Genomic DNA, 25,953 nt, shown 5'->3' with positions numbered 1-25,953 from the left:
GCCCACTGGCTGATGCCCTCTTCGTCTGTGCTGCCACCGGACGGCGTGACGTGGTACGGAATGGTCTCGTAGCCGGGGAACGGCTCGTACTGGCCGGGGGCGTCCGTCAGCACCAGCGTGTGGCGGTCCTGCTCGTGGCGGAAGTGGTAGGCGATGCCCTCCAGCTCCAGCAGGCGGCTGATGAAATCGAGGCTGCTCTCCTGGTACTGCACGCAGTATTCCCAGACGCGGTAGCTGCCGGAGAGCCGCTCTTCCATATTCACCCGGCTCTCGCCGAGCAGGGTTTTCACTATCTGCGGCACCGTCTGCCCCTGGAAGATACGCAGGTTGCGGTCGCGCTGCATCGGCCACAGGTCCGGCTCCACCGTCAGCTCATAGGCCGCGTACCGGGTGCCGGAAAGCTCCACCGCGCTCACTGCCACACGGGTCACCTTGCCGTTGAGGTAGCGCGGCGTCATCAGCGCCTGGGTCGGGATGGTCACCGTCACCGGCTGCCCCAGCAGCGCGCTGCGGTCGGCGCGCGCGTCGGTGCCGAGCAGCGTCAGGGTGAACATGAACGGCTCCGACAGCGCCTCGCGCCCGGAGAGTTTCCAGAAAAGCAGCCCCTCGACCGGGAGCTGAACGGTGATTCGGTTGAGCATAGTCTTCATTCCATAATGTCTTATGCGATCGCGTGCGTAGCGGCAAAGCAGAAAGGGAGAAAACCCGCGGCATCAGAAATGATATCGCCTGCATAATCAGGAATTATGCAGGCGCGTCAGCGGGTAAGGTCGTGCAGGAATTATTTAACCGGGGCGGGCGGCCATTTTCCGCCGTGCTCAATGAGCTTCTCTTTTATTTCGTTCAGCGATTGATAATGTTCGCTGCCTTCCTTAGCACCATTCAACAATCGTTGCAGTTGGTTACCCATCGTCCAGCCATTGTCGGCTTTGATTTCCGGGTCGGCGCCGCGATCAAGCAACAGCAGAACATGGTCGTGTTTCCCGTAATCCAGCGCGTCGATCAACAGCGTATTGCCGAGCGAATCAGTGATGTTGATATTCGCGCCCGCATCCAGCATGGTTTTGAGCGTGTCAGTATTTTTGGCTTTGATCGCCTGAAATATGATGGGCTCATGGAATGTTTTATCTTTCGCGTCCGGAGATAAGCCACCGTCGAGCATCGCCTTGATCCAGTCGCCGCTGTCGGCTTTCAAAACATATTCGGCGGGGCTGCTTTTACCCTCCGGGCGCGGCTGGAGCGGATCGGCTCCTGCCTTCACGAGAACGGTAATAACCTTCAAATGTTCTGGCGTTTTTTTATCGTTGATGGCGTTCATGATAGACCAGAACAACAGTGTCATATCGTGCTGGCCGGGTTTATTCAGGTCGGTTTCCGACGCGAGTTTTTCGACGTCTTCAACCTTGCCGTCTTCGATAGCTTTAGCAAGCGTCAGTTGCTGGCCGCTAAAGTAGTCCTGCGGATTTAAATCCATATTTTGCTTACACCCCTGAATCATGAAGGTAAAACACAGCGCGAGGCATCCCCAAAAGAGTTTGTTCACAGGCGACTCCCGATGATGGCAATATCCTCATCTTTTTGCTGCTCGATACAGTTAATCGCCTGCCCGATGCCGTGGCGATCAAGCGCGCCTCCTGTGCCACCGGGCAAATCGTGTGGAATGCCTGCGGCATTTGGCGCGAACGCCGACACGCCCTCTTTTAAAAGCGTCGGCACAGGGAGGCCTTCCATCGACTTAAGATCTTCCCAGACATTCACTTCCTGCACTTTCGTCAGCAATTCGCCCTCAACGCGGTAGGCCTGGATATCATCGGTTTTACCCAGAATGCTGCCCCCATATTTTTCCACGGTGCTGCTATGCAGCCCGGCGGCGTTGAAGGTCCAGCCCGGTTTACCGCTCGCCATGGAGGTCGCAGAGGCGAGGCCTCCCCCTAGTGAGTGTCCGGCGACATCAATATTCTGCCCGGATTTTGCCAGTATGTTCCCCAGATCGACTGCCTTCCTGTAATAGGCAGATTCCATTCCCAGTCCCTGCGCGCCGTTATTAGACCAGTCAGCGATATTTTTTATCGGTTCGGACATTGATACGAATTCAGGTGCTCTCGACCCCCTGAAAACTAACGTCGGGTTCATGTCATTACCAAATACGGCAGTATCCGGTTGATAGACACGTGCCAGAAAATCAGGTGCCTCTTCGTTGTCGTAAAGCATATTTTTCTTCAGACCAAATTTATTCAGAGCATCGACATCATTACTGATGTCCTTCCACCCCTCCGGCACGTCCGGCGTCGCCTGTAACGGATTCGTGGTTTTATAGATATTCTCCGCAAGCTTGGCTTTTTCGACGGCGATGTTGTTATCGGCAAGACGCTTCGCGGCAATCTGCGCATCGGGGTAGATACTGGCGTTGCCCTTGCTGATGAGATCTTTTCGCGCCTGCCAGCGTTCCGCCTTGGTCATCGCTTTAAGCTGCGCGGCGGTCTGCTTCATATCTTTGCCCGGCGTCGCCAGCTCAGGGCCGGCTGCGGCTTTCGATTTCACCACCTGGGTTGGTCTGACGGTCGGCGGCGGAAGCGTCCGATAGACACGCACCATCGAGCCGTAGCGAACGATGATGTAACCCAACGGAAACATCAGCGACCGGGGCGCGTGGGTCGGCTCCAGTTCGCCTTTTTCATTAATGTAGTAAAGCTCGGTGGTGGGTGACCAGGGCCGCGAGCTTTCATCAATCGCCACCAGATTGCCATGCCAGAATTCATCGGCAATCAGCTTGCGTAAGTCACGCCCGGACTGATATGGATTCGCGCGGGTAGAAGGTTGAAACAGCTCGTAACGCGTAAACAGCGAGCGCACGGCGTTATCCGGCACAGACATTATCCACTGCGCGGCGATGTCAGGACGCATGATCCTCTCAAACTGCGCAGGGGGGATGAATTCCTTGAAAATAGAGACAATTTTGATGTGGTACATACGTGTTGTCCTGTAGCGGGTATTCACCTGCCGGCATTTTATGAAGGTATAAGCCGGAGACAGGACGGGAGGCGTCGTGGGGTGGCGGCGGGTAATACGCCGCCGCTAACGCCTCCCGGTATCCTTACGGGTTTACAAGCCAGGTACCCGGACGGGAGACATTGATGGTCTGACTGCGGGTCTGGCCGCGACCTTTGATGGTCAGCTCATAATCGCCGGTCGGCAGTTGCAGCGAGGCGAAGCCGTTCTCAGCCGGCGTCACGGTCTGCGTTTTGCCGTTAAGCGCCAGCTGCTCGCCCTCGCCCATGCGCACGTAGATCTGCGCCACCAGCGCGCCCTGTACCGGCGCGTTTTGCGCAGGCGCGGCGTCCTGCGTGGTCGTGGTCGCCGGCGCGGTCGTGGTGTTCTGCACCGGCGGCTGCGCAGGCGCTTGTTCACGCGGCGCGCTGTCGTTGCTGGCGGTTTCCGGCGCGGGGTTATCCCCGCTGCCGCCAAACAGCAGCCCACCGGCAACCAAGCCCACCAGCACGCCTGCGGCAATCAGCCCCGGCATTTTGTAGCGGCGCCAGCCGGTCTCGGCGGCAGGCGTGGCCTCTTCTTCCTCCACCGGCACCAGCATGGTGCCCGGCTTTTTGACGCTCATGACGTCATCGAGCCCGGCGACGGGCATTTCAATCAGCGCGGCGAATTCATCAATCGACTGCGGACGGTCTTCCATTTTCAGCGCCAGCGCGCGGTCGATGGCCTGTAACAGCGGCAGCGAATAGCCTTCCGGGCGCAGTTCGGCGAGCGGACGGTAGCTGTCGGCGATGCTGCGCACCACGCTCACCGGCGGCGGCGAGCCCATAATCAGCGTATGCAGCACCGCGCCGAGCGCGTAGATATCGGTCCACGGGCCCTGCTCGCTTTCGTTGTCGTCGGTGTATTGTTCAATCGGCGCAAATCCCGGACGCAGCATGGTTTCCGTCTCATCGGAGACGTTGCCGATACTGCGGCGCGCGGAGCCGAAATCCAGCAGCACCGGCAGGCCGTTATCCTGGATCTGGATGTTATCCAGCGAGATATCGCGGTGCAGGTAGCCTTCGTCATGAATCGTTTTGATGGCCCCGAACAGCATCGGCAGCGTGCGGCGGATCCACGCCTCGTTGATCATCTCCGGGTGCTGTTTGCTCAGGCGCGACAGCGTGGTGCCGCTGTAGAACACGGTGCCCATGTAGGCGGTGTCGTTTTGCACCCAGAAGCGCAGCACGTGCAGCAGGTTCGGGTGGTTGAAGCGCGCCAGCAGACGCGCCTCCTGGATAAAGCTGTTCAGGCCCGCGGTAAACGCTTTGCTGAAGCGGTCGCTGCGCAACACCAGGCGCATGTCGTCATTACGCACCGCCAGCGAGGACGGCATAAACTCTTTAATCGCAATGGTACGCTCAAGCTGATGATCCCAGGCGCGATAGACAATGCCGAAACCGCCACCACCAATCACTTCCTTAATTTCAAACTCATTGAAACGGTAACCAATCGGCAGGGCGTTGGGTACAGTCCGGTTGTTTTCGTAATCCGTCATGTTTGGAAAACTCTCTGCTTGATGATGGCGTTACGCCGCAAACTGACACTGAAACTCGCCCTGCTCGAACGTCACGCGCAGACGGCGATATTTCTCGTCCTGCGCGCTGGCGGTGAGCAGTATCTGGCTCATCTGCGGCAGCAGGGTGTTGGTAAGGATCGCATCGACCATACGGCCGCCGGATTCCACCTCGGTGCAACGCGCCACAATCTGGGTAATTACGCTGTCGTCGAATTCGGAAATAATACCGTGATTTTCCTCAAGACGACGCTGGATCCGCTTAAGCTGCAATTTCACAATTTCGGCCAGCATCGCGTCGCTTAACGGATAATACGGCACAACCAGCAATCGTCCCAGCAGTGCAGGCGGAAAAACCTGCAAAAGCGGCTGACGCAGCGCCGTACTGAGCGCATCCGGCTCCGGCATCAGGTCCGGGTCGGCGCACATGGCGCTGATAAGATCGGTGCCGACGTTGGACGTCAGGATGATAATCGTGTTGCGGAAATCGATATGACGCCCTTCACCATCTTCCATCCAGCCTTTATCGAACACCTGGAAGAAAATCTCATGCACGTCCGGGTGCGCTTTTTCAATCTCATCGAGCAGCACGACGCTGTAAGGACGACGACGCACCGCTTCGGTCAGCACGCCGCCTTCGCCGTAGCCCACGTACCCCGGAGGCGCACCTTTCAGCGTGGAAACTGTATGCGCTTCCTGGAACTCGCTCATGTTGATGGTGATAACATTCTGCTCGCCGCCGTACAGCGATTCGGCGAGCGCCAGCGCGGTTTCGGTTTTACCGACGCCGGACGGGCCGCAGAGCATAAAGACGCCCACCGGCTTGTTCGGGTCGTCAAGGCGCGCGCGGGAGGTGCGCACGCGTTTGGCGATAAGCTCAAGCCCATGACGCTGGCCGATAACGCGCTGGTTTAGCGTGTCGGCAAGCTTCAGCACCGCGTCTATCTCATTTTTCACCATGCGGCCCAGCGGGATGCCGGTCCAGTCGGAGACCACCGCCGCGACGACGTTCGCGTCCACGGCAGCGAACAGCAGCGGCGCGTCGCCCTGAACGGCGGCCAGCGCCTTCTGGCGCTCCGCCAGCGTCTCGCGCAGCGCAGGCTGGGCTTCTTCGTCGGCCATATGCAGCTCGGCGCGCAGGGCGATAATCGCATCCACCAGCGCGCGCTCTTCTTCCCAGCGGGCGGTCAGGGCGTCGCGTTCGGCTTCCAGCGCTTCACGCTCCGCGTTCAGACGCGCCACGCGCTCGCCGTCACCCACCGCCACGCGCGCTTCGCGCTCGGCGATTTCCGCTTCCACTTCCAGCGCCGCGATGCGGTGCAGGCAATCTTCTAACTGCGGCGGCGGCGCGCTCTGGCTGACGGCGACGCGCGCGCAGGCGGTATCCAGCAGCGCGACGGCTTTATCCGGCAGCTGGCGCGCCGGAATGTAGCGGTGCGACAGTTTCACCGCCGCGCTGACCGCTTCGTCCAGCAGCAGCACGCGGTGATGTTTTTCCAGCGGCGAGACGGTGCTGCGCAGCATCAGCACGGCTTTTTCTTCATCCGGCTCATGCACCTGCACGGTCTGGAAGCGGCGCGTCAGGGCAGGGTCTTTCTCGATGTATTTTTTATATTCCGCCCAGGTGGTCGCGCCGATGGTGCGCAGCTGACCGCGCGCCAGAGCCGGTTTCAGCAGGTTGGCGGCGTCGCCGGTGCCCTGCTGGCCGCCCGCGCCGATAAGCGTGTGGATCTCATCGATAAACAGCACAATCGGCGTGGCGCTGGACTGCACTTCATTGATAAGCCCCTGCAAGCGCGCTTCAAATTCGCCTTTCATGCCCGCGCCGGCCTGCAACATGCCGATATCGAGCAGCCACAGCTGCACGTTTTGCAGCGGCTCCGGGACATCGCCTGCGGCGATGCGGTGCGCCAGGCCTTCCACGACCGCGGTTTTACCCACGCCCGCTTCACCGGTCAGCAGCGGGTTGTTCTGACGGCGACGCATCAGAATATCCACCATCTGGCGGATCTCTTCATCGCGCCCGACCACCGGGTCGATTTTGCCTTCACGCGCACGCGCGGTGAGATCCTGGCCGTACTGCGCGAGCGTGCCCTGCTGCACCGGCGCGTTACCGGCGGCGTCCGGCGCGGCGGCGACTGCCTGCTGGGCCTCTTTGCTGCCCGCGAAGATGGCGTCGAACTGCTCGACCAGCAGGTCGGCGCTGATGCGGTTGAACTGGCTGGAGATGCCTTTCAGCACGTTCGCCAGGTTAAAAGTTTTCAGAATGCCGATCAGCAGATGCCCGCCGCGAATGCGCGTCACGCCGAATTTCAGCGAGCCGTACACCCACGCGCGCTCCACCGCGCTGTCGATATGCTCCGAGAGATCGGAAACGGAACTTGCGCCGCGCGGCAGGCGATCCAGCGCCGCCACGATATCCCGGCTCAGCGCCTCTTCATCCAGTGAAAAATGGCGGATCAGATGTTGTAAATCCCCGTCCTGCTGCTGCATCAGCTGATGCAGCCAGTGCGCCAGCTCCACATACGGGTTGCCGCGCAGCTTGCAGAAGGAGGTGGCGCTTTCCAGCGAGGTAAACAACAGCGTATCCAGTTTGCCGAACAGTACGGCACGGCTGATTTCTGACATGATCGGTTCCGTTCAGGTTGGCGCGTATCTTACGCAACAAGCGATATTATTGGCGGGCATAACGTAAAGGCAGGCAGAACGCGTAAGCGCAACAGAGCGCCAGCGCGGCTAAACGCACCCAGAGCGCGTCTTGCGGGTAATAGCCAGCCAGTTCGTAAACCCCGGTTAGTCCATAACGAAAAATAAAAAACTGAAGAAGTGAGCAAACAAGAATAAAGAAAAAGGCCGTCACTTTTATGACTGCGCGACCCGACGGTCGTCGGGTTTTGATGACGATAAAACCTGCAAGTAACAGCAGCGAAACGAAAACATAAACCCCGTTAATCCAGGTGCCGGGCTGTGTCAGTATCACGTCGCTGTGCATTATTTTTCCTTTCTGAGATGGCGGGTATATTCCGTATACCCTCTCTGACACCGCGCCCACCGGCGCGGGCCATGTTAACTTTCCGCGCGAAAAACCAGATCGCCGCGCGGTTGCGGGGTGGGCTGCTTGCCAAGCCAGGCGCTGTAGCCGAGGCGGCCCGTGCCGCCAGGCGTGACGCCTTTTACCGCGTCGGCGCGCAGGATAACGCGCACCTCCCACTCATACTCGATGCCCATATACTGACGCACCCAGTCGCGCAGCTCCTCGACCCACGGCTCGCCGGGCAGAAAACGCTGGTAGGTCTCTTCATCCAGCGGGCCGAGTTCAATGCGAAATTTATGCTGCACGTCGCGCACCGCCACGCCGAGGAACGCCGCCTCGCCGAGACGCGGCATCCGGCGGCCCGCGCCGAGACGCGCTTGCTCACGCTCGGTTAACGGCATCCACTGCGGGATGTTCTGCACAATCGTCACCGGCACGTGGAAATAGTGGCGCAGAATTTTTTCAAGCCCTTCGGCGTCGCGCCCGTTGCGCGTCAGATGGCCGACCAGCGAATAGCGCGCGTGGTGGCTGAGGCTGCCCTTTTCCATCTGCCCCGGCTGGCCCATGCCGATAAGCGAGGCGAGATATTTTTCAATGCGCGGCCCGTCAGTACGGTCGAGCGACGCGGTCGGCTGGGCGTCGGCCCAGGCGCGGTAGAACAGCAGCGTCAGGCGGTGATGAAACAGATCCGCGAACGCGCTCAGGCTGTCGTCCTGATGATGATACAGACGCTCGCGCGCATATTCGGTCAGGTGCATCGGCAGCGGGCCGTTCGGGCCAAACAGGCCGAAGCTTAAAATCGACACATCGTACAGCGGCGTGTTGTCGCGCGGTTTCACCGCGGCGAGCGTTGACGGCGCGAAGGCCATCGACGGCTGCTGGCCGATGCGCAGCGGCTCAAAGCGCGGCAGCGGCGCGCGGCCTAAACGGTAGCGTTCGCCGCCCTGCGCGTCGAGACGGCGCAGCATCTGGAACAGATCGTAGCGCCACGGCGCGGCCATCATCTGTTGCCAGTAATTCTCCGGCAGCCGGGAGGCGCTTTTTACCGGCGCGGGTTGTGGCTGCGTCTCACTCATATCAGCGCCCTTTTACCCATTCGCGGCCCCCAGTAGCCCACTTCGCCGCGCTGCTGGCTCTTGAGCGTGAACTCGGTGAAGCTGTTCATGGAGACCAGGCGTGCGAAGACGCGCTCCAGCACGCTGCCAAGCAGCCACGGGCTGGAGCCGGAAAACGCCTGTTCGTCGACGGTCATCGAAATTCCGACGCCGCGGGCGAACACAATCGGGCCGGGCTCCGGCACGCGGCGGTGCACCGGCTCCAGCACGCAGTGACGAATGCCGTCAATCTGGCGCGCCACCGGCGCTTCCGCCAGGCGCGCGTAGAGGCCGAGCAACTGGCGCAGCGCCGCCGCGCCCTCGCCATCTTCGGCGTCCATCAGGCTTAAGTAGTTCATTTGCAGCTGGCTGATAAGCCGCCAGGTGCTGAAGCCTTCGGCCAGCGCCGGGCGCGGCGGCGTCGGCCCTTTACGCATGGTGAGCGCGCGCACCGGCATGGAATCCGGCAGCACAAACTGGCCCATATCCTGCGCCAGCATCAGCGGCAGATCGCGGCTGGTGCACATCACTTCAGCGGTGATATAGCGCAGTTCATCGCGCCACGGCGCGTGGCTTGCGTCCACCAGCGATACAAACGCCTCGGAGCCGACATAGCCGGTACGCGTGCCGTAGCGCAGCGCGTGTTCCGAGAGCGCGCGCTGTTCGCGGCGCAGCGAGAAATACGCGCCGTAGTTGCCGCCGTCGCGGCTCCAGGTGCTCCAGAACGGACGGAAAATCTGGTCGTCGCGCTGGCCATCTTCGCTGGCGTAAATTTTACTGACCGAGAAAATCTCGTAATCGAGCGGGCGAATGTTATCCACCACCAGGTGATATTCGCTTAAGCCCTCGGTGAGCTTCTGGCGCTCGGCGATTTTCGGGAACAAATTGATGACCGGCGTGCAGTGCATCGCGAGATGGCTCTTATCCACCACGCGCTCCAGCGGCGTGTCGGTTTTATCCAGCAGAATAATGATATCGAACGCGTTCGCCTGCCCGCTCTGCGCCAGCAGCTTGCCGATGCCGCGCAGGCTCAAGAACTGGAAGCGCGCCGGGAACGCGAAATATTCCTGTAACAGGCGGTAGCCGTCGAAATTGCGCAGATCGTCCGGCAGCAGCGCCTGGTCAGCCTCAAAGCCTTCCTGACGCAGCGCGTCGTCGGCGAGCACCACGCGAGATGGTTTCGGGCCAACGGTCTGGCAGAAAATGCCGACGCGGTGCTCCATCAGCAATTCCAGCAGTTGCAGCGCCTGGATATCCGGCCCGCTCAGGAAGAAATCGAGGCGGTCGAAATCGAGATGGTTGAGCAGCACCGGGCCGTCGCACGCGATGCGCACGCGCAGGGCGCTGACCGCGCCGCGCTGGCTTAAACCGAGCTGGCTTAACGGCGCATCGGCCGGCACGCCGCCTAACTCCACCTGGCTGATATGCAGCGGCAGCAGGCGCACGTCATGGGCGGTGGCGTAGCTACAGGTGACGCCGTTCTTTTTCAGAAGCTGGCTGTCCATCATCGTGCCGCGCGGCACCACAAACCCGTTGCTCAGATCCCCTTTGGCGCTGTCCGGGTGCAGTTCGGCTATCGCCATTGACGGCGTGGGCGCCAGATAATTCGGCGCGAGCATCTCCAGCAGGCGCTGGGAGAAGCGCGGAAACTCGGCGTCCATTTTGAGCTGTACGCGGGAGGTGAGAAAGGCGAAGCCTTCCATCAGGCGCTCGATGTACGGGTCAGCGACTTCAATCCCGCGCATACCGAGCCTGCCCGCCACTTTCGGGTAGCGTTCGGCGAACTCCGCGCCCATTTCGCGCAGATACGCCAGCTCTCGGTTGTAATATTCGAGCAGTTTACTGTCCATGTTTACCCCGCGTCTTTAAGCTCAAAATGGCCGTTTTCCAGATCCACATCGGTGCGGAACAGAAACTCAAGCGGCCAGGGCACACACCACAGGCGGCCTTTAATCTCAATCGATAATACGTTGTGCAGGTCGAGCGATTTGGTGTCGCAGACGCAGCGCACCTGCAACCCCTGCGGCAGAATGCGCGGCTCGAAGTGCAAAATCGCCTCGGTGAGCCGCTGCTGGATGTCGCCCCACTCAATCTCCGACATCCGCTTGCCTGCGAGCGGCGCCACGCCGAAGTTAAAGACCGAGCGGCGCACGTGGTCCACCCGGCTCAGATCCTGCTGCGCTTCGTTGTTAATGGTGTTGAACAGCCACTGCAAATCGCGCAGCACCTGGCGGCGCAGCGCGCTGTGCGAGACGAGATTGCTGTTCGCCGGCTCCTGACGTTTGTCCGGCGCGTTATCGGTCAGACGGTCCAGCAGCGACGGCTGCATTTTGTCGCGCGCGCTGACCGTCGTGGCGTTGCGGCGCGAACGATAGCCGTGGCGCAGCAGATCGCCGCTGTCGTCATCCTGATACGGTTTATTCATGCGATGCGTCGTCCGGCAGCCCGAAAGCGAGCATATCCAGCGTCAGCAGCGCGAACTCCTGTTCGCCGCTCAGCCAGACTTTCTGACCCGCGCCGAGATAGTGAATGCCTTCCGCGTCCAGCGGCTGCCACTCGGTGGTGCGCGCCAGCAGGAAGCGGTCTTCCGCGCCGGTTTCCAGCGGGTAGCGCGCCGGGATCTGGCAGACCTGTTCGGTGCCGTCCACCAGTTGCACCATCGCGTGACGCCACACCAGATCGGTGACGCTCGCCGGAGCCTGGAAACGAATCGACGCGATAGCGCTGAACGGCACCCAGAAGTAGTTGCCGTTAACGATAAGCTCGCACACCGGCCCCAGACGCGCGTCGCCGTCCATCAGCCAGTCAAAACGCACCGGCTCGCCGGGCGCGTCGCCCACCGCCAGCGTCAGCTCGCCCGGATTGGCCTCGGCCTGTTCCAGCGCCTCGCTGCGAAGCTCGCTGGCGCGCGCCGGGTCGGTTTCTGTCAGCGCTTTCAGCAGCAGATCCAGCCACGGCCACTGTTCGCCCGGCATACGCGGACGCGCGCGGCCTGCCAGCACTTCGGCGCGCTGCTGCTCGCCTTCGATGGCCTGTTGCAGCAGCGTCACGGTCGGCTGCGCCTGCGGTGCCAGCGCGGCCCAGCTTTTCAGCTGGGTGAGCGCGCGGGTCCAGTTGGCGTTCAGGCAGAGAAACTGCACAAACGCGGCGCGGCGATCGGCGTTGCCCGGCTGGGCTTTGATATCGGCCTCAAGACGGCTCAGCGCGTCGCTGACGCTCGCGCCAGCCAGTTGTTGATACAGCGTGTTCATAACGGCTCCTGGCGTTTAACGGTCATTACAGCGCGCGGTAAGCGCCCGCCGCGGGGTCGCGCAGCTGTGGATGCAGCGCTTCGACCAACAGAATATTGAGCGTCGTGCCCGGCGCGACATAGCTGGACCAGACTTTGCGGACTTCCTCTAAGCGCGCGCGCAGACGCGCTTCGTCGCTGGCCTGCTCGCGGGAGATTTCAACCGCTACCGTACCCTGCGCCTGCCAGACGTTCTGCTCGCGGTTATACGGCAGGATCATCCAGCTCTGGGCGGAGCGGCCATCGCTGACCACCATGCGCTCGTTGTTGACGCTGGTAATAAGCAGACGATCGGCGTCAACGCCCGCGTTAATACCGACAATCGGGAAGCCGTGGACAAAGGTCACTGCGATTTTCTGATCGCCGGTCGCGCCCTTCTGAATCACTTCGCTGCGGCCATTGAGCCAGCCGCCTTTTTCACAGATACCGTCGTCTTTCGCGGGAATAAACAGCGCTTTAGCGTCTGCGCCGCCTTTCCAGAAGGTGCGCAGGTGGCAACCATCCTGAAGGTTAAATTCGAGCCACGGCGTGCGGTCGGCAGGCGGCGAGAGATCTTCCGGGCGGCCTTGCGGCAGCGTATCGACGGTGGTCTGCGTCGCGGCGGCGGTCGTGTCGGCCGGGGCCTGCTCCGGCGCGGCGGCAGGCGTCACCACCGGGTTCCAGTCGCCGCTTTTGGTGGCGGTGCCGTTCGCCAGCGCTTTGCCCTGAGCGTCGTTCAACTGCCAGCGCACGGTTTTCAGCTTGCTACACTGGCTTTCCAGCAGCGAGCCGAGACGCGGCATAAAGTTATCCAGCACCTTCGGCGTTTTGTCGCCGCTGGAGACGATGCGCAGCGGCAGCTCAGGGCCGCACCAGCTTTGCGGCGTGTTGTCTTTAATGTTGTCTACCCAGACATCCAGTTTCAGGGTATTTGACTGAACGATACGGTAATTATCTGCCCAGACGCTGGATGACGCCGCAAGCAGAGCCAGACCCGGAAGCCAAAGTTTCATAAAAGTCCTTGTTAGCCTTTAATCTCGAAGGGGGAAAAACTGCGCCGCGTCAGAGAGCGTATGCAGCAGCGTCGTATCCTGGGGCGATCCCACCCAGACCGCTACGGCGCTGTAATTATCCTGCTTATCATGCCCCTGCTCACCATTTTTCAACAGTATTTGATTCATCAGAGTGAGCCATTCATCTGGGGTATTCACCATATGAAGGGATTTTTTCATCTGCTCTTCGCTTACGCCGTGCCAGAAGCCGTCGGTGCAGAGCAAAAACGCGTCGCCGTCTTCAATCGGTACGACATCACTGTAGCTCGCCTCGCGCCCTTCATCGCCCATGCCGAGCGCGAAATAGAGCAGGTTGCTGTTCACGCCGTCGGTCTGATGCCCGGCGTCTTTCATCTGCTGCACCAGGCTGTGATCGGTCGTCACGTGATAGAGCCAGCCGCGGCGAAAGAGATACAGGCGGCTGTCGCCCGCGTGCGCCCAGTACGCCAGGTGATAATCGCGGTCAATGAACAGGCTCACCAGCGTCGTGCCCATGCGGTGATAATCCTGCACCGCTTTTTGCTCGGCGCGGATAGCGTGGTTCGCCTGATTCACATACTCGCGGATGTATTGCGCGTTGAGATGCTTTTCCCCGTCAAAGCGCGAAAGAATGGCATTGCGCGCGAGCGCCGCGGCGACGTCGCCACCCGGCAGGCCGGCGATCCCGTCGCACACCACGAAGCAGGCGGAGCGTTCGCCGATGGTCTCTCCGGTCTGATCCTGGTTGCTGGCGCGCTCGCCCTGTCTGGAGAGTGAGGCCGTGCTGATATTCATTCTTCTTCCGATCCGCTTTGTGAGTCTTTGTACTGATTCACTTCCATGTCATAAGCGTGCAGGAAGGCTTCGCCGAACAGAGTATGGAAATCGTCCTCGATCTCGCCCGCGGTATCGCTGTAATGACGCACAAAGTAATCCCACAGCGCGGCTTTGCGGCTCGCCGGCAGCGCCAGACGCGAGATAGCGCCGTCGCGTTTCGCCTCTTCTTCAAGCTGCTCCGGGTTAAAGGATTGCAGCATGGCGGCGATGATGGCGCGGATACCGGCGATCATCCCAAGCTGGTGCGCCTGGAGATCGATAAGCGCGTCGCGGACCGATTTTTTCGGCGGCATAAAGCCCGGCATACGGGTGCCGAACATTTGCATCAGTACCGTTTTGCCCGACGGCAGCAGCTTGAACGGGTTGTTGGCGTCGTCCAGCACCATCGTCATGTCGGCTTTGACGCCGCGCTTGAGAATGGAGCGCGAGGAGAGCAGCGCCACGGTGCCCTGCGAGAACATGCTGAGCATCTGGCCGAGCTGGCGCATATTGTCGCGGTCAAACTGCGGCGTCGGTTGCAGCTCGCCAAGACCCATACCTTCCAGCAATGCTTCCAGCAGCTCGCCGTTCAGCACGTCGCCGTTAGACGCCGTCGGCGTGCCGCCCTGGCTGGTTGGCGACTGCACCGGGTCGATGCGCAGGCGGCCTTTTGGCGTCTGCGCGGTGCTGCGCGCCACCGCCTGCGGCGTCGGCAGCGTGATACCGGCGTAATCCTGCACTTCCGGCGGTGTCGGCTGGACTTCCACGCGCGTCACCGGCTCTTCCGGCACTTCTTCCGGGAACAGCGGCGAACCGGCGAGCGACGCCAGATCGATTGAGTCGTCCGCATTTGGCGCGAGCGGCGAGGTCGTCATCTCCGGCTGCGGTTTTTCGGGCTGCGGTTTTTCGGGTGAAACCGGTGGCTTAACCGGCTCGGCGTCCTGCTTCGCGGCGGGCGGCGGCGTTAATGGCGCAGCGCCTGCGTTAAGCTCATCCGGCGGCGTCAGCGGTACAGCGCCCCCCATCATCAGGCCAAGCGGATCGTCGCTGCGGCTCTGCGCAGGCGTGGAGCCCACGCCGCCAAACAGCGCCAGCGGATCGAGCTCTTCTTCATTCTCTTTATGCGGTGCCTGCGGTTTTGCGGCCTGACGGTTATCAGACGGTGGCACCAGCGTGGTCGGCGTCACATCGTTGAAAATGCTGTCTTTATCGAACGGCGTGTCATCTTTGAACAGGCTGTCCGGGTTGACCCTTTCATTGCCGAACAGCGGCTCGTTGCCGCCGCTCTGGAAGTGCGCCAGCGGATCTTCCGGGTTGCGATCCGCCTCTTTCGGGGCGTTGAACGGGTTAAACGGCTGCGCTTCCGGTGTTTTCGGACGCGCGCTCTGGCTCTGACCCTGGCTGATGCTGTCGGAGATAGAGAACTCCTGCATCAGGCTGTCCCAGATTTCGGTCGGCACCGCCGTTGGCGCGTTGTCCTGCGCGTCGGCTTTCGGCGGCTGCTGCGGTTTCGCAGGCTGCGGTGCCTGAGGCTGCTGCGGCGCAACGTTCGGTTTCGGCGCGGCCATCGCGATAACCGGCTGCGCGTTCAGCGCCAGATCGCTCACCTGAATGCGGTAATCGTCAATGCCGAGCACGTCGCCGTCCTGTAACTCCACCTGGCGGCCGCGCTCCAGCGGTATATCGTTCAGCACCACGCGGGTGACGTTGCCGCGGTTAGTGATGCGGCACTCGCCGTCCGCGGAGATATGGACAATCGCCTGCAGGCGGGAAATCGTTCTTTCGTTATCCGGCAGTACCAGATTGTTATCCGTACCACGGCCAATCGTGCCGCCCGGCGGGTAGAAGTCACAGCTGCTCTGAGGAGGCTGGTGGCCGGGCTTGTTGGTAGTAATCGTGAATCGCATAGCGTATTCCTGCCTGGGGTTATTAGCGCTCAAACGTCGCGGGTCTTATCAGACGCCCGACGTTTGCGTGCTAAGGAACAGAGCCGCGCCTGTGCGCTGCCCGTGACTGCCTGTCGTTAAGCCTCGCGCCTCACAACCGGACGGGGTTATTCTAATATCAACGCCATTAACATCATCGCTGCGCATAAACATAGTCGCTGTCGCGCCTGGCTGTGGAACATGTATTATCTTTTGCCGCAAAGGCTGAAACGTAGGGCGGGTAAGCGAAGCGCACCCGCCTTAACTCACCGCGATCTCTGTGCTGCGGATTTCTGGTACAGCGCCATAATTTCCGGGCTATGCGCAATCAACGAACATTTCAGCACCCGGTAATCGCTTTTCGCTGTGCCGCCCACAGGCGTTTTCAGCGCCTGCGTAATAATCGTATCCGCTTCATTAAATGCCTCGACCGGCAATTCGCTCGCCTCCAGCCAGGCGGCGGCGCTGGCGTTGGCGTCCTCTTTCAGCGCGACGCTGTCGGCAATGTGGCTCATGCAGCGGTTCTGTACCCACTCACTAAAAATCTGCGGCTGCGTAAATTCGCTGATGGATGCCAGCGGCTGCGCCAGCGCAGCGTGGAAAAAAACCGTCAAAACTGTAAAAGCGGCGATACGTGCTTTTAACATGATGAATTTTCTGGCAGTGCGCGCTAACGCCTGCGACGCGAACAACCCTGTAAAAATAAATGCCACGCAGAACTGCTTCACCATCCCTGATCCCTGAAAGGGTAAAGTGAGCCCTTGCGGGCTCACTACGATTACGCTTCTTTGTTTTCTTTGATGTTCCAGCCAGCGCTGGTTTCTGCGCCTTTACCGCCGGTCGCAGTCTGCTCCCAGTACTGCTGTTTCACTTTCGCAGCCTGGAATGCATAAGTAACGCCAACGGTGTCGCCGTTGTCAGCACCGGTGTACTGAACGGAAGTCACCAGCACGTCTTCCAGCGTGATACGGGTGTATTCCACCTGCTGGCCGCCCGCTTTGCAGACAGACAGCTCAACTTTGGTCAGGTGCTTACCGCTGGAGCAGTGCTTCAGGATAGCGGTGGTGGATTTGTCGATCAGCGCGTTAACGTGCAGATCGTTGAAATTCACTTTACCGGCACCGCCGCCGCCGCCCACGCTCATATTACCCGGCTGGGATGCGCCCCAGGAAAAAGAGGTGATGTCGGTCCAGCCGGTGTGGTTGGAATCTTTAGATTCGCCGGTTACACCGTCTACTTTCAGGAACATATCAATAGCCATAATATTTACTCTTCGTTAATGACGATTATTGCTTTCGAAAAAGCGCTTAATATGGCAAACAGGAAAGCATGGGGCTGAATAAAACCATCCATATTTTACCTCTGCCTCTCAGCCTGACAGTATGTTTATTCCGTCAGGCGATCTCAGCAGCCCGCCCAACGCGAGCCGCTAAAATAGGTGATTTATTAGTGCTGATATAACGCAGCTGTTACGCGTCAAATGATATTTAAAAGATTATTACCCGGTCTCAGGCGGAATTACTTTAACTCCCAAAACCATATTTCTTTGCAGTCGGTATAACATTCAGAATTACACTGAATCATGTTATTACCTACAGGCTCCAGTAAGTCGATGTGTCCACCGTTGTAATTGGTGATTCGGTTAAAGAAAACAACACCTTTACGGTTTCGTAACTTTTCACCTGCCAGACGAATGTCGGTGTAAATTTCTGCTTTGCCAAACACATTAGCCTTATAGAGCTGGTCGGCTAGTAACTTTGCACCCGGCTCTATTTTTTTGCCTTTATAAGGACCATTGATAATAGTTAGTCGCCCTTCAAAATTGACATTGCATTTTATCAGAGCAAGACTCATACGAACCGCACAGGTATTCATATAGCCGGGGTTAGATTTAATAAGTACAGCAGCATCGTAGCCTATTTCGTTAAAAAGATCGTCACGCGAAACGTAACCGGGACGCTCTTCGTTAGCAGAATAATGCTTCATTTTTAACTGAGCATAAAGTGGCTTCATGATTGCTTTCCTTTTTTACATGGTAAATCCTGTACCAGCGCCTCGATGATTAACTTCGATGCGGCCTCTCTCTTACGTTCCTGTGGCAATTTTTTGAAATAGCTGTAAATACTCTCTCGTAAGGAGCCGGGCAATGCAACGTCATAGCTACACCATGCCTTCCCTTCTGTGGCATCCATGACGCCCAAAAGATACATATTAGCTTTAAGCTGCTCCTGTTCGTTATCTTTTGTCAGCCACGCAGAGATAAACTTTTCGCCACTCATTCGCGCATCATTGCGAGAGAGTTTATTAGGATCACGTAGAAGATTCGATGAATCGTCCTGACTACTAGCAGCCCAAAGGGGAGTGGCAATAAGAAGACCAGCAATTAACAAAGTAGGTCGGGTAAGTAACTTCATTGTTTCTCTTGCTCCGGATTAGATTATTCTATCAAAACAGATGTCATGACAAATCGCTTTTTAACTGCGCGCCTCTAATTTTTACACAACGACATTGATAAAGATGTCGAGTTTAATAGACCCGGTAGCAAGGAATTATGCGTAGTTTTCACCAGGAACCGTTTTTGGCATTCTAATTAAAATAGACAAATAACAGGCGAGTGCAGTAAATACAACCTGAGCAAATCAAAAAAGACAATAAAAATAACGGGTAAATATTTTCGTCATCAATTGTCTTGACAGATCTTGACGCCTCTTTTTCGCAAAAAAAGAGTGCCGGGCCAGTGGCCCGGCTATTATTTATTACGCCTCGTTGCTCTTCAGCGACGGCAGTTTGGAGACCAGACGCAGAGAAACGGTCAGGCCTTCCAGCTGGTAGTGCGGACGCAGGAAGAACTTGGCGGCGTAGTAGCCCGGGTTGTCCTCGATCTCCTGAACCTGCACCTCGGCTGCCGCCAGCGGCTTACGGGATTTGGTTTCCTGAGAGGAGTTCGCCGGGTCGCCGTCCACGTAGTTCATCACCCAGTCGTTCAGCCAGCGTTCCATTTCATCGCGCTCGCGGAAAGAACCGATCTTGTCGCGAACGATGCACTTGAGGTAGTGCGCGAAACGGCAGCAGGCGAACAGGTATGGCAGGCGGGCTGCCAGACGGGCGTTCGCGGTGGCGTCCGGGTCGTGGTATTCCGCCGGTTTTTGCAGCGACTGCGCGCCGATAAAGGCGGCGAAGTCGGAGTTTTTGCGGTGAATCAGCGGCATAAAGCCGTTTTTCGCCAGTTCCGCTTCGCGACGGTCGCTGATGGCGATTTCGGTCGGGCATTTCATATCCACGCCGCCGTCGTCGCTCGGGAAGGTGTGACACGGCAGGTTTTCTACCGCGCCGCCCGATTCCACGCCGCGAATGGAGGTGCACCAGCCGTACTCTTTAAAGGAACGGTTGATGTTGGCCGCCATCGCGTAGGCCGCGTTGGCCCAGTTGTAGTTGCTGTGGTTCGCGCCGTCGGTCTCTTCTTCGAAGTCGAAGCTGTCCACCGGGTTGGTGCGGATGCCGTAAGGCAGACGCGACAGGAAGCGCGGCATGACGAGACCCAGATAGCGCGCATCTTCCGATTCGCGCAGGCTGCGCCAGGCAGCGTACTCGGTGTTCTGGAAGATTTTGGTCAGGTCGCGCGGGTTCGCCAGCTCCTGCCAGGATTCCATCTGCATCACGCTTGGCGCGGTGCCGGTGATGAACGGGCAGTGCGCCGCCGCGCCAATGCGCGCCATTTCGCTCAGCAGTTCAACATCCTGCGGGCTGTGGTCGAAGTAGTAGTCGCCCACCAGGCAGCCAAACGGCTCGCCGCCGAACTGGCCATACTCTTCTTCGTAGATTTTTTTGAAGATAGGGCTCTGGTCCCAGCCCACGCCCTTAAAGCGTTTCAGGGTGCGGCCCAGCTCCTGCTTGGAGATGCTCATAAAGCGGATTTTCAGCATCTCGTCGGTTTCCGTGTTGTTGACCAGATAGTTCAGGCCACGCCAGGCGCTTTCCAGCTTCTGGAACTCCTCGTGGTGAATAATCTGGTTAACCTGCTGAGACAGTTTCTCGTCGATACCGGCAATCAGGTTCTGAATGGTGCGGTAGGTGTCGTTCGAGAAGGTCACGGTGTTTTCCAGCGCCTGCTGGGCCAGGGTTTTTACCGCGTTTTCGACGGCCGAACGGGCCTGATCGGTTTTCGGGCGAAACTCTTTGCTGAGCAGCGCGCTGAATTCATCCTGGCTGAACGCCTGCTGCGATTGCAGCTCTTGCTGTTGAGAAGGATTGCTCATCGATTACTCCTCGTTACCTTTGGTGCCATCGTCATCTTTCGGCATCTGGCTCAGCGATTTGAGCAGCGTCGGGTCCTGAAGCACTTTCGCGATAAGCTCTTCGGCGCCGTTTTTACCGTCCATGTAGGTCAGCAGGTTAGAGAGCTGAGTACGGGCTTCCAGCAGCTTGTTCAGCGGCTCGACCTTACGCGCGACGGCGTCCGGCAGGAAGTCGTCCATGCTGTCGAAAGTGAGATCGATGTTCAGTTTGCCTTCGCCGGTCAGGGTGTTGTCCACCTGGAACGCCACGCGCGGCTTGAGCGCTTTCATACGCTCGTCGAAGTTGTCGATATCAATTTCAAGGAATTTACGTTCGTCCACCGCAGGCTGCGGATCGACCGGCTTCCCGACCAGGTCGGCAAACACGCCCATTACAAACGGAAGCTGAATTTTGCGTTCCGCACCGTAGATTTCCACGTCGTACTCGATCTGCACGCGCGGCGCGCGGTTACGGGCGATAAATTTCTGCCCACTGTTACTCATTGGCATGATGTTCTCCATCGAAGATGCGCGGTGAAATTCAGGCAGCGGGCCTCATGCCTGCCGCCGTAAAGGGGAACGCCGTTACTCGCGGCGTCCGAAAATGTTTTCCACCTGATGCACACTGTCGGGCGCCAGGTCGCGAATAAGATCCATGAAATTCATTTCAATCAGTCGCTGCACGCGCTCAATCATCAGCGGCGCGGGGTGGCTCGGCTCGTGCCGGGCAAAATATTGCTTCACTTTCTCAAGCATTAACTGGGCGTCGTCGCGCGTTTGCAGTTGCACGTTGCGCCAGTCGGTTTCAACCACCCGCGCCGGGGCGCTGGTCGTCGTGGCGGCAGGCGCATTCTCCGCCTGCACGTCCGGGTCTTGTAACTCCTGCGGCGCCTGGGGTTCGCCGCTCTGACAGGCCAGCGCCACAATGCTCGTCAGCTTCTGGAGCTGCTCCATCTCCGGCACGCCGCTCTCACCGAGATGGCTGACGAGAATGGTGCGAATCGCTTCCAGTCGCGCATGGATCTGGACTATCGCCTCGATGCCCGGCTGGCCGCCGCGCGCGAGTTCATCCACCAGCCGCGGGCGGCCGCCCGGATAACCCGGACATTCGCTTTTGCTGTTGTCGAGCAACGACTGCGCGTCGCGCAGCGTAATTTCGTCGCCGTTGCTGCGCAGCAGCGTCGCGGTGCGCAGCGTGCTGGTCAGAGAGGATTTATCGCCAAGCCCCGCCAGCGCGTTAATACGGTAGAACGGATCTTTTTCGCCGTACTCTTCCAGCAGCGGATAGAGCGGCTCCCAGTAGCGCGTCAGCGCTTCCTGAATCAGCAGCAGCCCGTCGGCATAGCCCGGCAGGCCGCGGCGTTTGGTCCATGCGTGGGTCAGCGCCAGCATGACGCGCAGATCTTTGGTGCGCTCAAGCAACGACAGAGCCAGCTTTTCAACTTTAGTCCAGTCCGCCGGCTCTGCCGGAATAATGGTGTCGCCGAACTGCTGTTCCGCCTTGCCCTGGCTTGCCTGTTCCATTGCCTGGTAATCGGCGTCGTACTCCAGGTTGTCGCCGCACGGCTGCTCCGGGCTCACCGGAGTAAGAAGGGTTTCAATATCCATCGAACTGCCTTATTCGAACATGGGCGGGTAGAGCCCGTGGCGACCCGGACGCGCACCGCCCGCCGGATCAAACAACAGCGAAAAGAGCTGTCCGGTAAAATTGCCGCTGTGTACATGGGTGTAGAGCGGATAACCGTCGCTGCGGTTGGTCCACCAGAAACTGGTCTGGCGCTGCGGGTCGAAGCACTCCGCCGCCTGACGCCAGCTCAGCGTCACCGGCGTCTCCTGATAACCAATCACATCCAGAATTTCCGAGCGATTCTCCGGTGCCGGCAGCGCAGGCGACGGAATGGCCAGCACCGCCTGGTCGAGTTGCTCGGCGGAAAACGCGTTGCGCACCGCGTGATGCAGGACGCGGCCAAGCTGCTGATACCACTCTTCGGCCATCGCCAGATGCTGCGGCGTCCACTCGGCGGGGCTGAACGCCACCGTCGCGACGAGCGGATACTGACGCCCTACGCTGTCGCGGCCCGGCATCAGGCAGCCCATCTGCACCTGCTGACTGCCGAGCATCGGCGGCACCACGAAGTTCCAGACCGGCGCGCTGGCAAACTGCCGGTTGCCCGTCTCGCGCTGTTCATCCTCTTTCTGCCAGTTCAACAGCCCTACCTGAAACCAGTGCGACCACTGGCGTTGCAGGGCATCGGGAAAACGGCGCTGGAGAAAGTCGCCGGCACTGGGCAGTTTCCCGTACCAGCTAATCGCAGGGTAATGACTCATTATCCGTTCCTTGCGGTTAAGGGCATGCGAAGCCAGGGAGCTGGAATGGGTTGCGGATACTGTTCGGCGTGAATTCCAGCGTCACGCTGTGTCCGTCAACCGAAAACGTCGCCTGGCGGCTCAGGCTTCCTGCACCCGGCGCAATGCGGGCGCGATCGAAAAAGCGGTTCAGCGCCCACGCGCCGTTGGTCACGAGCGTCGAGGTGGTGCCGTTGGCAAGCCCAAGCTGCATACGCACCTGATTGGTGCCACCACTGCCCGGCCAGCTCATCAGCTGCACCGCCTGCGGGCCGTGGCTGTAACGCAGAAGCTGGCCGTCAACGTCGAGCGACAGCGTGAGGATGTCGTTATCCATCCGCACGGTGCGCACCGTCACGCGATAAGACGGCGTGGTCGCGCCGTTGGCGAAGAACGCGTCGCGAATGTATTGCGCCTGCTGGAACGGACGCAGCACCCCTTCGCTGCCCGGCAGCGTTTTGCCGTCGATGCCTGGCGTAAAGCGCCAGCGCTGCTGGGTGGTATCGACTTTATTCGTCAGGTTATCGCGAAAGAAACTGTCCATCAGGCCGGTGCCCGGCGCGAACATGCGCGCCAGATCGTCCGGCGTCACTTCGCTGCTGGCGGAGCGCACCAGCGGGTACCGGCCGGCAATCGCCTGGCGGCAGAAGCTGCCGACTTCCACGCTGATACGCTTGCGGACGTTTTCCAGTTCGCGCTGCTGGGTGTCGCTGCTCGCCCCTACCGCCATGCGGCTGAACATATTTTGCAGCCCGCCCGGCAAACGCCCGGCGCTCGCCTGTAAACGGCTGATCGCTTCGCCGCCCGGCGGTGGCATACCGCTGTTGGCGGCGTCCTGTACGGCGGTCAGGTAGCGGTAGAGCTCATCGATCTGCTTGATAAAGTCATCAAACACGATGGTTTTGCCGCCTTTCTCCAGCGGCTGCGCCAGTTCGATGATGGGCGCGTAGTGATCGGTCACCACTTGTTCCGGCGTTTGCGGCGCGGCGGCGGCGGTAGTCGCCCCACTTTCGCGGTCGCTGAAGAGTGCCTCCAGCGTGCGGGTCGCGCGGTTGCCCTGCTCTTTCGCTTCCCCTTCGCCCGCCTGCGGCTCGGCGCGGGAGAGCGTCAGCACCTGGCTTAAGTTCATCACCAGGCGGCGCAGCGGCGAGTTGCTGCTGGAAAGCACGCGGGCCGTGTTAATGCGCTGGTTCAGATCGGCGCTGTTGTTAAGCTGAATATCCGCCAGGTAGCTGTCCCACTGGCTGATAAAATCGCGCATGTAGAGCTGGCGCACCGCGTTGTCGGTCTGCGTTTTATCTTCCTGCGCGGTGGTCAGGCCCAGCACCCAGGTGTCGTCGTCATGCAGCGAGGCGGTGACGTTATCAATCTGGCCGTTGAAGCTTTCCCAGTAGCCTTTCGGGGTGTAGAGCCCCGGCACGCCGTCGCTCACCGGTTTGCCGCTTTTACGCGAAAACACCAGCTCGCTCTGCGGGCCGCCCAGCGTGGCGAGCGACACCGGCTTTAAGTTTTCATCGCGCTCCAGCAACCGCTTGAGGCGGCCATAAACGCGCAGCGACAGCGGCTTCTGGTTGATCATCGCCTGCTGGCGGCTGATCAGCGACTCATCTTTGGCGTATGGCGAGGTCTGGATCTGCGGCTCCAGCAGTTGCGTCAGGTGCCATTCGAGCTGGTTAAGCTGCGCCTGGGTGACGTCCTGCGGCAGGTTGCGCTCAAGGTTGAGCATTACCCAGGAGTGCAGGAATTTGCCGTCGTAGTGCTTCGGCTGGTAGAGCATCTGGTACGCCTTCAGCGCTTCGTAGCTGTATTCCACGTCGCTGCCGTTGTCGTTACGCACCCAGCCGGTGATGAGCTGCGCCACGGCAGGCATCAGCATCTCCTGCAGCGCTTTCTGGTAGAGCGCCTGCGAAGCGTCGTTGACGTCATCGCCGCGATAAAGCCCCATGCGGTACGTCACCGGCGGCGAGTTCAGGTCAAATTCTTTACTTTTTGGCAGATCTACCAGGCTGTTAAAGAACGGCAGCATGCTGAAGAGATCGCGCCCGGCGGTGGTTTGCAGCGCTTTGCTCTGGCGCTCGACGCCCGGCACTTTATCGTTCACTTCTGCCAGATAGTCTTTGTTGTTGCCATAGCTGGTGAGCCACAGACCGCCCAGCACCACTAAGAGCGCTATCAACGCCGCATAGCCAGACCACAGCACCGCGCGGTTGCGCAGCTCCCACCAGCGGTTCTGCCCGGCGATGCCCGCTTCCTGGAAAATCACGTTTTGCAGCAGGTTTTTAATAAAGAAGCTTTGCCCTTTACCGCCGGGGATCGGCGCTTCTTTGCTCACCGAATCCCAGTTGTCGCCCTCTTTGCCGCCGGACGGCAGCGACAGCGCGCGGTTGAGTTCGCCCATCACGCGGTCAAACGGCAGCCCTTCCTGGGTGCCGCTCGCGAGATAAATCCCGCGCGGCGAGAATTCGGTTTCAAAGTTGGAACGGGCGAAAACGGTGCTGAGGTAATCCGCGAGCAGCGGACGCAGCGCCGCGAACTCCTGCGGGAACAGATAACACTCGGCGCGCGCTTTCGGGTCGCTTTCGGCAAGCAGCGTATCCGGCAGGCCGGCGTCGAGACGCTGCTGAAGCAGCGCGAACTCCTGGGTGAACGCGCCCAGGAGGTCAAAATCGGCCTGTTTTGAGCGATCCCATGGGAAGGTGAAGCCCCAGATCTGGTCGCGCTGCGCTTTATCAAAGCGACCAAAGTAAGAACGAAAGCCTTTCAGCAGGTCCGCTTTGGTCACCAGCACATAAACCGGGAAGCGGATACCGAGCTGCTCATGCAGCTCCGCCAGGCGCTGGCGCAGGTTGACGGCCTGCTGTTGCGTCGCTTCCGGCGACTGGGTCAGCAGATCAGAAACGCTGATGGTGATAATGACGCCGTTAATCGGCTGGCGGCGGCGGTATTTACGCAGCAGATCGACAAAGCTTAGCCATTCACCGGCGTCCTGCGCCTGTTCGCTCTCCTGCGTGGTGTAACGGCCTGCGGTATCGAGCAGCACCGCTTCGTTGGTGAACCACCAGTCGCAGTTGCGGGTGCCGCCAATGCCGCGCAGCGCCGTTTTACCAAAGCGATCGGCGAGCGGGAATTGCAGGCCGGAGTTGACCAGCGCCGTCGTTTTACCGGAACCCGGCGCGCCGATAATCACATACCACGGAAGCTGATAGAGATATTGCGTACTGAAGCGCTGCGTCCACTGGCCGCGCTGGCCCGGCGCATTGAAGTGCGCTTTTTTAAGGATCTGCGCCGCTTCGTCAAAGCGGTCCGCCAGCACTTTATCGTCATTGCCGAGGCGCTTAACGTCGCTGCCGCCTTCTTCCGCAGGCTTGCCTTCGTTGAGTTTGTCCATCAGCTTGCGGTTCAGCCAGGCGTTGTAGAGCCGCGGTACGATGTGGCTATGCACCCAAATCAGGTAGATAAGCGCAATGCTGATGATACGGTTGGTTTCCGACTCCAGCGGGCGGCTGTCGACGATGGACAGCAATGGCCCGATCATCCAGACGACCGCCGACAGCGCGGTAACGCCCATGAACCCCCACAAGATGCGGTTGGTCACTATTGAAAGGAGAATATTCAGCAT

Annotated in this window: 22 protein-coding genes; all 22 read right to left on the bottom strand. The window is 59.6% G+C overall.

The window, feature by feature from the left end:
• Positions 1 to 641, bottom strand: a 641-nt coding sequence (locus ACUW6V_RS19165; protein WP_454038776.1) for a type VI secretion system Vgr family protein, incomplete at its 3' end; no start/stop codon positions are given.
• A gap of 140 nt (positions 642 to 781) precedes the next feature.
• Positions 782 to 1,543 (bottom strand): ankyrin repeat domain-containing protein, encoded by a 762-nt coding sequence (locus ACUW6V_RS19160; RefSeq protein ID WP_007889010.1) that lies wholly within the window; start codon positions 1,541 to 1,543, stop codon positions 782 to 784.
• Positions 1,540 to 2,970, bottom strand: coding sequence for a hypothetical protein (locus ACUW6V_RS19155; protein ID WP_014729900.1), 1,431 nt, complete (start codon positions 2,968 to 2,970; stop codon positions 1,540 to 1,542). The genes ACUW6V_RS19160 and ACUW6V_RS19155 overlap by 4 nt, the downstream gene beginning before the upstream one ends.
• 124 nt (positions 2,971 to 3,094) lie before the next feature.
• Positions 3,095 to 4,528: a serine/threonine protein kinase gene (locus ACUW6V_RS19150; RefSeq protein WP_076728083.1), complete on the bottom strand. Its 1,434-nt coding sequence runs from the start codon at positions 4,526 to 4,528 to the stop codon at positions 3,095 to 3,097.
• 30 nt (positions 4,529 to 4,558) lie between these two features.
• A complete protein-coding gene (gene tssH, locus ACUW6V_RS19145) occupies positions 4,559 to 7,174 on the bottom strand; it encodes a type VI secretion system ATPase TssH (protein ID WP_032981931.1) in 2,616 nt (871 codons plus the stop codon).
• A gap of 46 nt (positions 7,175 to 7,220) precedes the next feature.
• Positions 7,221 to 7,538, bottom strand: coding sequence for a hypothetical protein (locus ACUW6V_RS19140; protein WP_110810074.1), 318 nt, complete (start codon positions 7,536 to 7,538; stop codon positions 7,221 to 7,223).
• A gap of 74 nt (positions 7,539 to 7,612) precedes the next feature.
• On the bottom strand, positions 7,613 to 8,656 hold the full coding sequence (gene tssG, locus ACUW6V_RS19135; RefSeq protein ID WP_007889019.1) for a type VI secretion system baseplate subunit TssG: 1,044 nt from the start codon (positions 8,654 to 8,656) through the stop codon (positions 7,613 to 7,615).
• Positions 8,653 to 10,524, bottom strand: coding sequence for a type VI secretion system baseplate subunit TssF (gene tssF / locus ACUW6V_RS19130; protein WP_004386960.1), 1,872 nt, complete (start codon positions 10,522 to 10,524; stop codon positions 8,653 to 8,655). The genes tssG and tssF overlap by 4 nt, the downstream gene beginning before the upstream one ends.
• Before the next feature lie 2 nt (positions 10,525 to 10,526).
• Positions 10,527 to 11,099, bottom strand: coding sequence for a type VI secretion system baseplate subunit TssE (tssE, locus tag ACUW6V_RS19125; protein WP_004386961.1), 573 nt, complete (start codon positions 11,097 to 11,099; stop codon positions 10,527 to 10,529).
• On the bottom strand, positions 11,092 to 11,925 hold the full coding sequence (locus ACUW6V_RS19120; RefSeq protein ID WP_054624917.1) for a type VI secretion system accessory protein TagJ: 834 nt from the start codon (positions 11,923 to 11,925) through the stop codon (positions 11,092 to 11,094). Before ACUW6V_RS19120 ends, tssE begins: the two co-directional genes overlap by 8 nt.
• Before the next feature lie 25 nt (positions 11,926 to 11,950).
• Complete coding sequence (locus ACUW6V_RS19115; protein ID WP_014729905.1) at positions 11,951 to 12,955, bottom strand: hypothetical protein; 1,005 nt, start codon at positions 12,953 to 12,955, stop codon at positions 11,951 to 11,953.
• An 18-nt stretch (positions 12,956 to 12,973) separates the two neighbouring features.
• Positions 12,974 to 13,768: a PP2C family protein-serine/threonine phosphatase gene (locus ACUW6V_RS19110; RefSeq protein ID WP_004386964.1), complete on the bottom strand. Its 795-nt coding sequence runs from the start codon at positions 13,766 to 13,768 to the stop codon at positions 12,974 to 12,976.
• Entirely contained in the window at positions 13,765 to 15,696 is a 1,932-nt protein-coding gene (tagH, locus tag ACUW6V_RS19105) for a type VI secretion system-associated FHA domain protein TagH (RefSeq protein ID WP_097570840.1), read from the bottom strand. Before tagH ends, ACUW6V_RS19110 begins: the two co-directional genes overlap by 4 nt.
• 284 nt (positions 15,697 to 15,980) lie before the next feature.
• Positions 15,981 to 16,361: a T6SS amidase immunity protein Tai4 family protein gene (locus ACUW6V_RS19100; protein WP_454038775.1), complete on the bottom strand. Its 381-nt coding sequence runs from the start codon at positions 16,359 to 16,361 to the stop codon at positions 15,981 to 15,983.
• A 131-nt stretch (positions 16,362 to 16,492) separates the two neighbouring features.
• Entirely contained in the window at positions 16,493 to 16,975 is a 483-nt protein-coding gene (locus ACUW6V_RS19095) for an Hcp family type VI secretion system effector (RefSeq protein WP_004386969.1), read from the bottom strand.
• 257 nt (positions 16,976 to 17,232) lie between these two features.
• On the bottom strand, positions 17,233 to 17,727 hold the full coding sequence (locus ACUW6V_RS19090; RefSeq protein WP_007853515.1) for a T6SS effector amidase Tae4 family protein: 495 nt from the start codon (positions 17,725 to 17,727) through the stop codon (positions 17,233 to 17,235).
• Entirely contained in the window at positions 17,724 to 18,128 is a 405-nt protein-coding gene (locus ACUW6V_RS19085; protein ID WP_234007623.1) for a Rap1a/Tai family immunity protein, read from the bottom strand. The genes ACUW6V_RS19090 and ACUW6V_RS19085 overlap by 4 nt, the downstream gene beginning before the upstream one ends.
• A gap of 342 nt (positions 18,129 to 18,470) precedes the next feature.
• Positions 18,471 to 19,970 (bottom strand): type VI secretion system contractile sheath large subunit, encoded by a 1,500-nt coding sequence (gene tssC / locus ACUW6V_RS19080; protein WP_004385964.1) that lies wholly within the window; start codon positions 19,968 to 19,970, stop codon positions 18,471 to 18,473.
• 3 nt (positions 19,971 to 19,973) lie between these two features.
• Positions 19,974 to 20,498 carry a type VI secretion system contractile sheath small subunit gene (gene tssB / locus ACUW6V_RS19075; RefSeq protein WP_007853510.1) on the bottom strand — a complete coding sequence of 175 codons (525 nt, stop codon included), beginning with the start codon at positions 20,496 to 20,498 and terminating at the stop codon, positions 19,974 to 19,976.
• Positions 20,499 to 20,573: 75 nt separating this feature from the next.
• Complete coding sequence (gene tssA / locus ACUW6V_RS19070; RefSeq protein WP_014729911.1) at positions 20,574 to 21,596, bottom strand: type VI secretion system protein TssA; 1,023 nt, start codon at positions 21,594 to 21,596, stop codon at positions 20,574 to 20,576.
• Between the two features lie 9 nt (positions 21,597 to 21,605).
• Positions 21,606 to 22,316: a type VI secretion system-associated protein TagF gene (gene tagF, locus ACUW6V_RS19065; RefSeq protein ID WP_004385967.1), complete on the bottom strand. Its 711-nt coding sequence runs from the start codon at positions 22,314 to 22,316 to the stop codon at positions 21,606 to 21,608.
• A gap of 16 nt (positions 22,317 to 22,332) precedes the next feature.
• Positions 22,333 to 25,953: a type VI secretion system membrane subunit TssM gene (gene tssM / locus ACUW6V_RS19060; RefSeq protein WP_454038774.1), complete on the bottom strand. Its 3,621-nt coding sequence runs from the start codon at positions 25,951 to 25,953 to the stop codon at positions 22,333 to 22,335.

The organism is Cronobacter sp. 153480017-3, assembly GCF_053627815.1.
The sequence above is the reverse complement of the archived record's forward strand: the minus strand, read 5'-3'. Positions and strand labels throughout refer to the sequence as shown.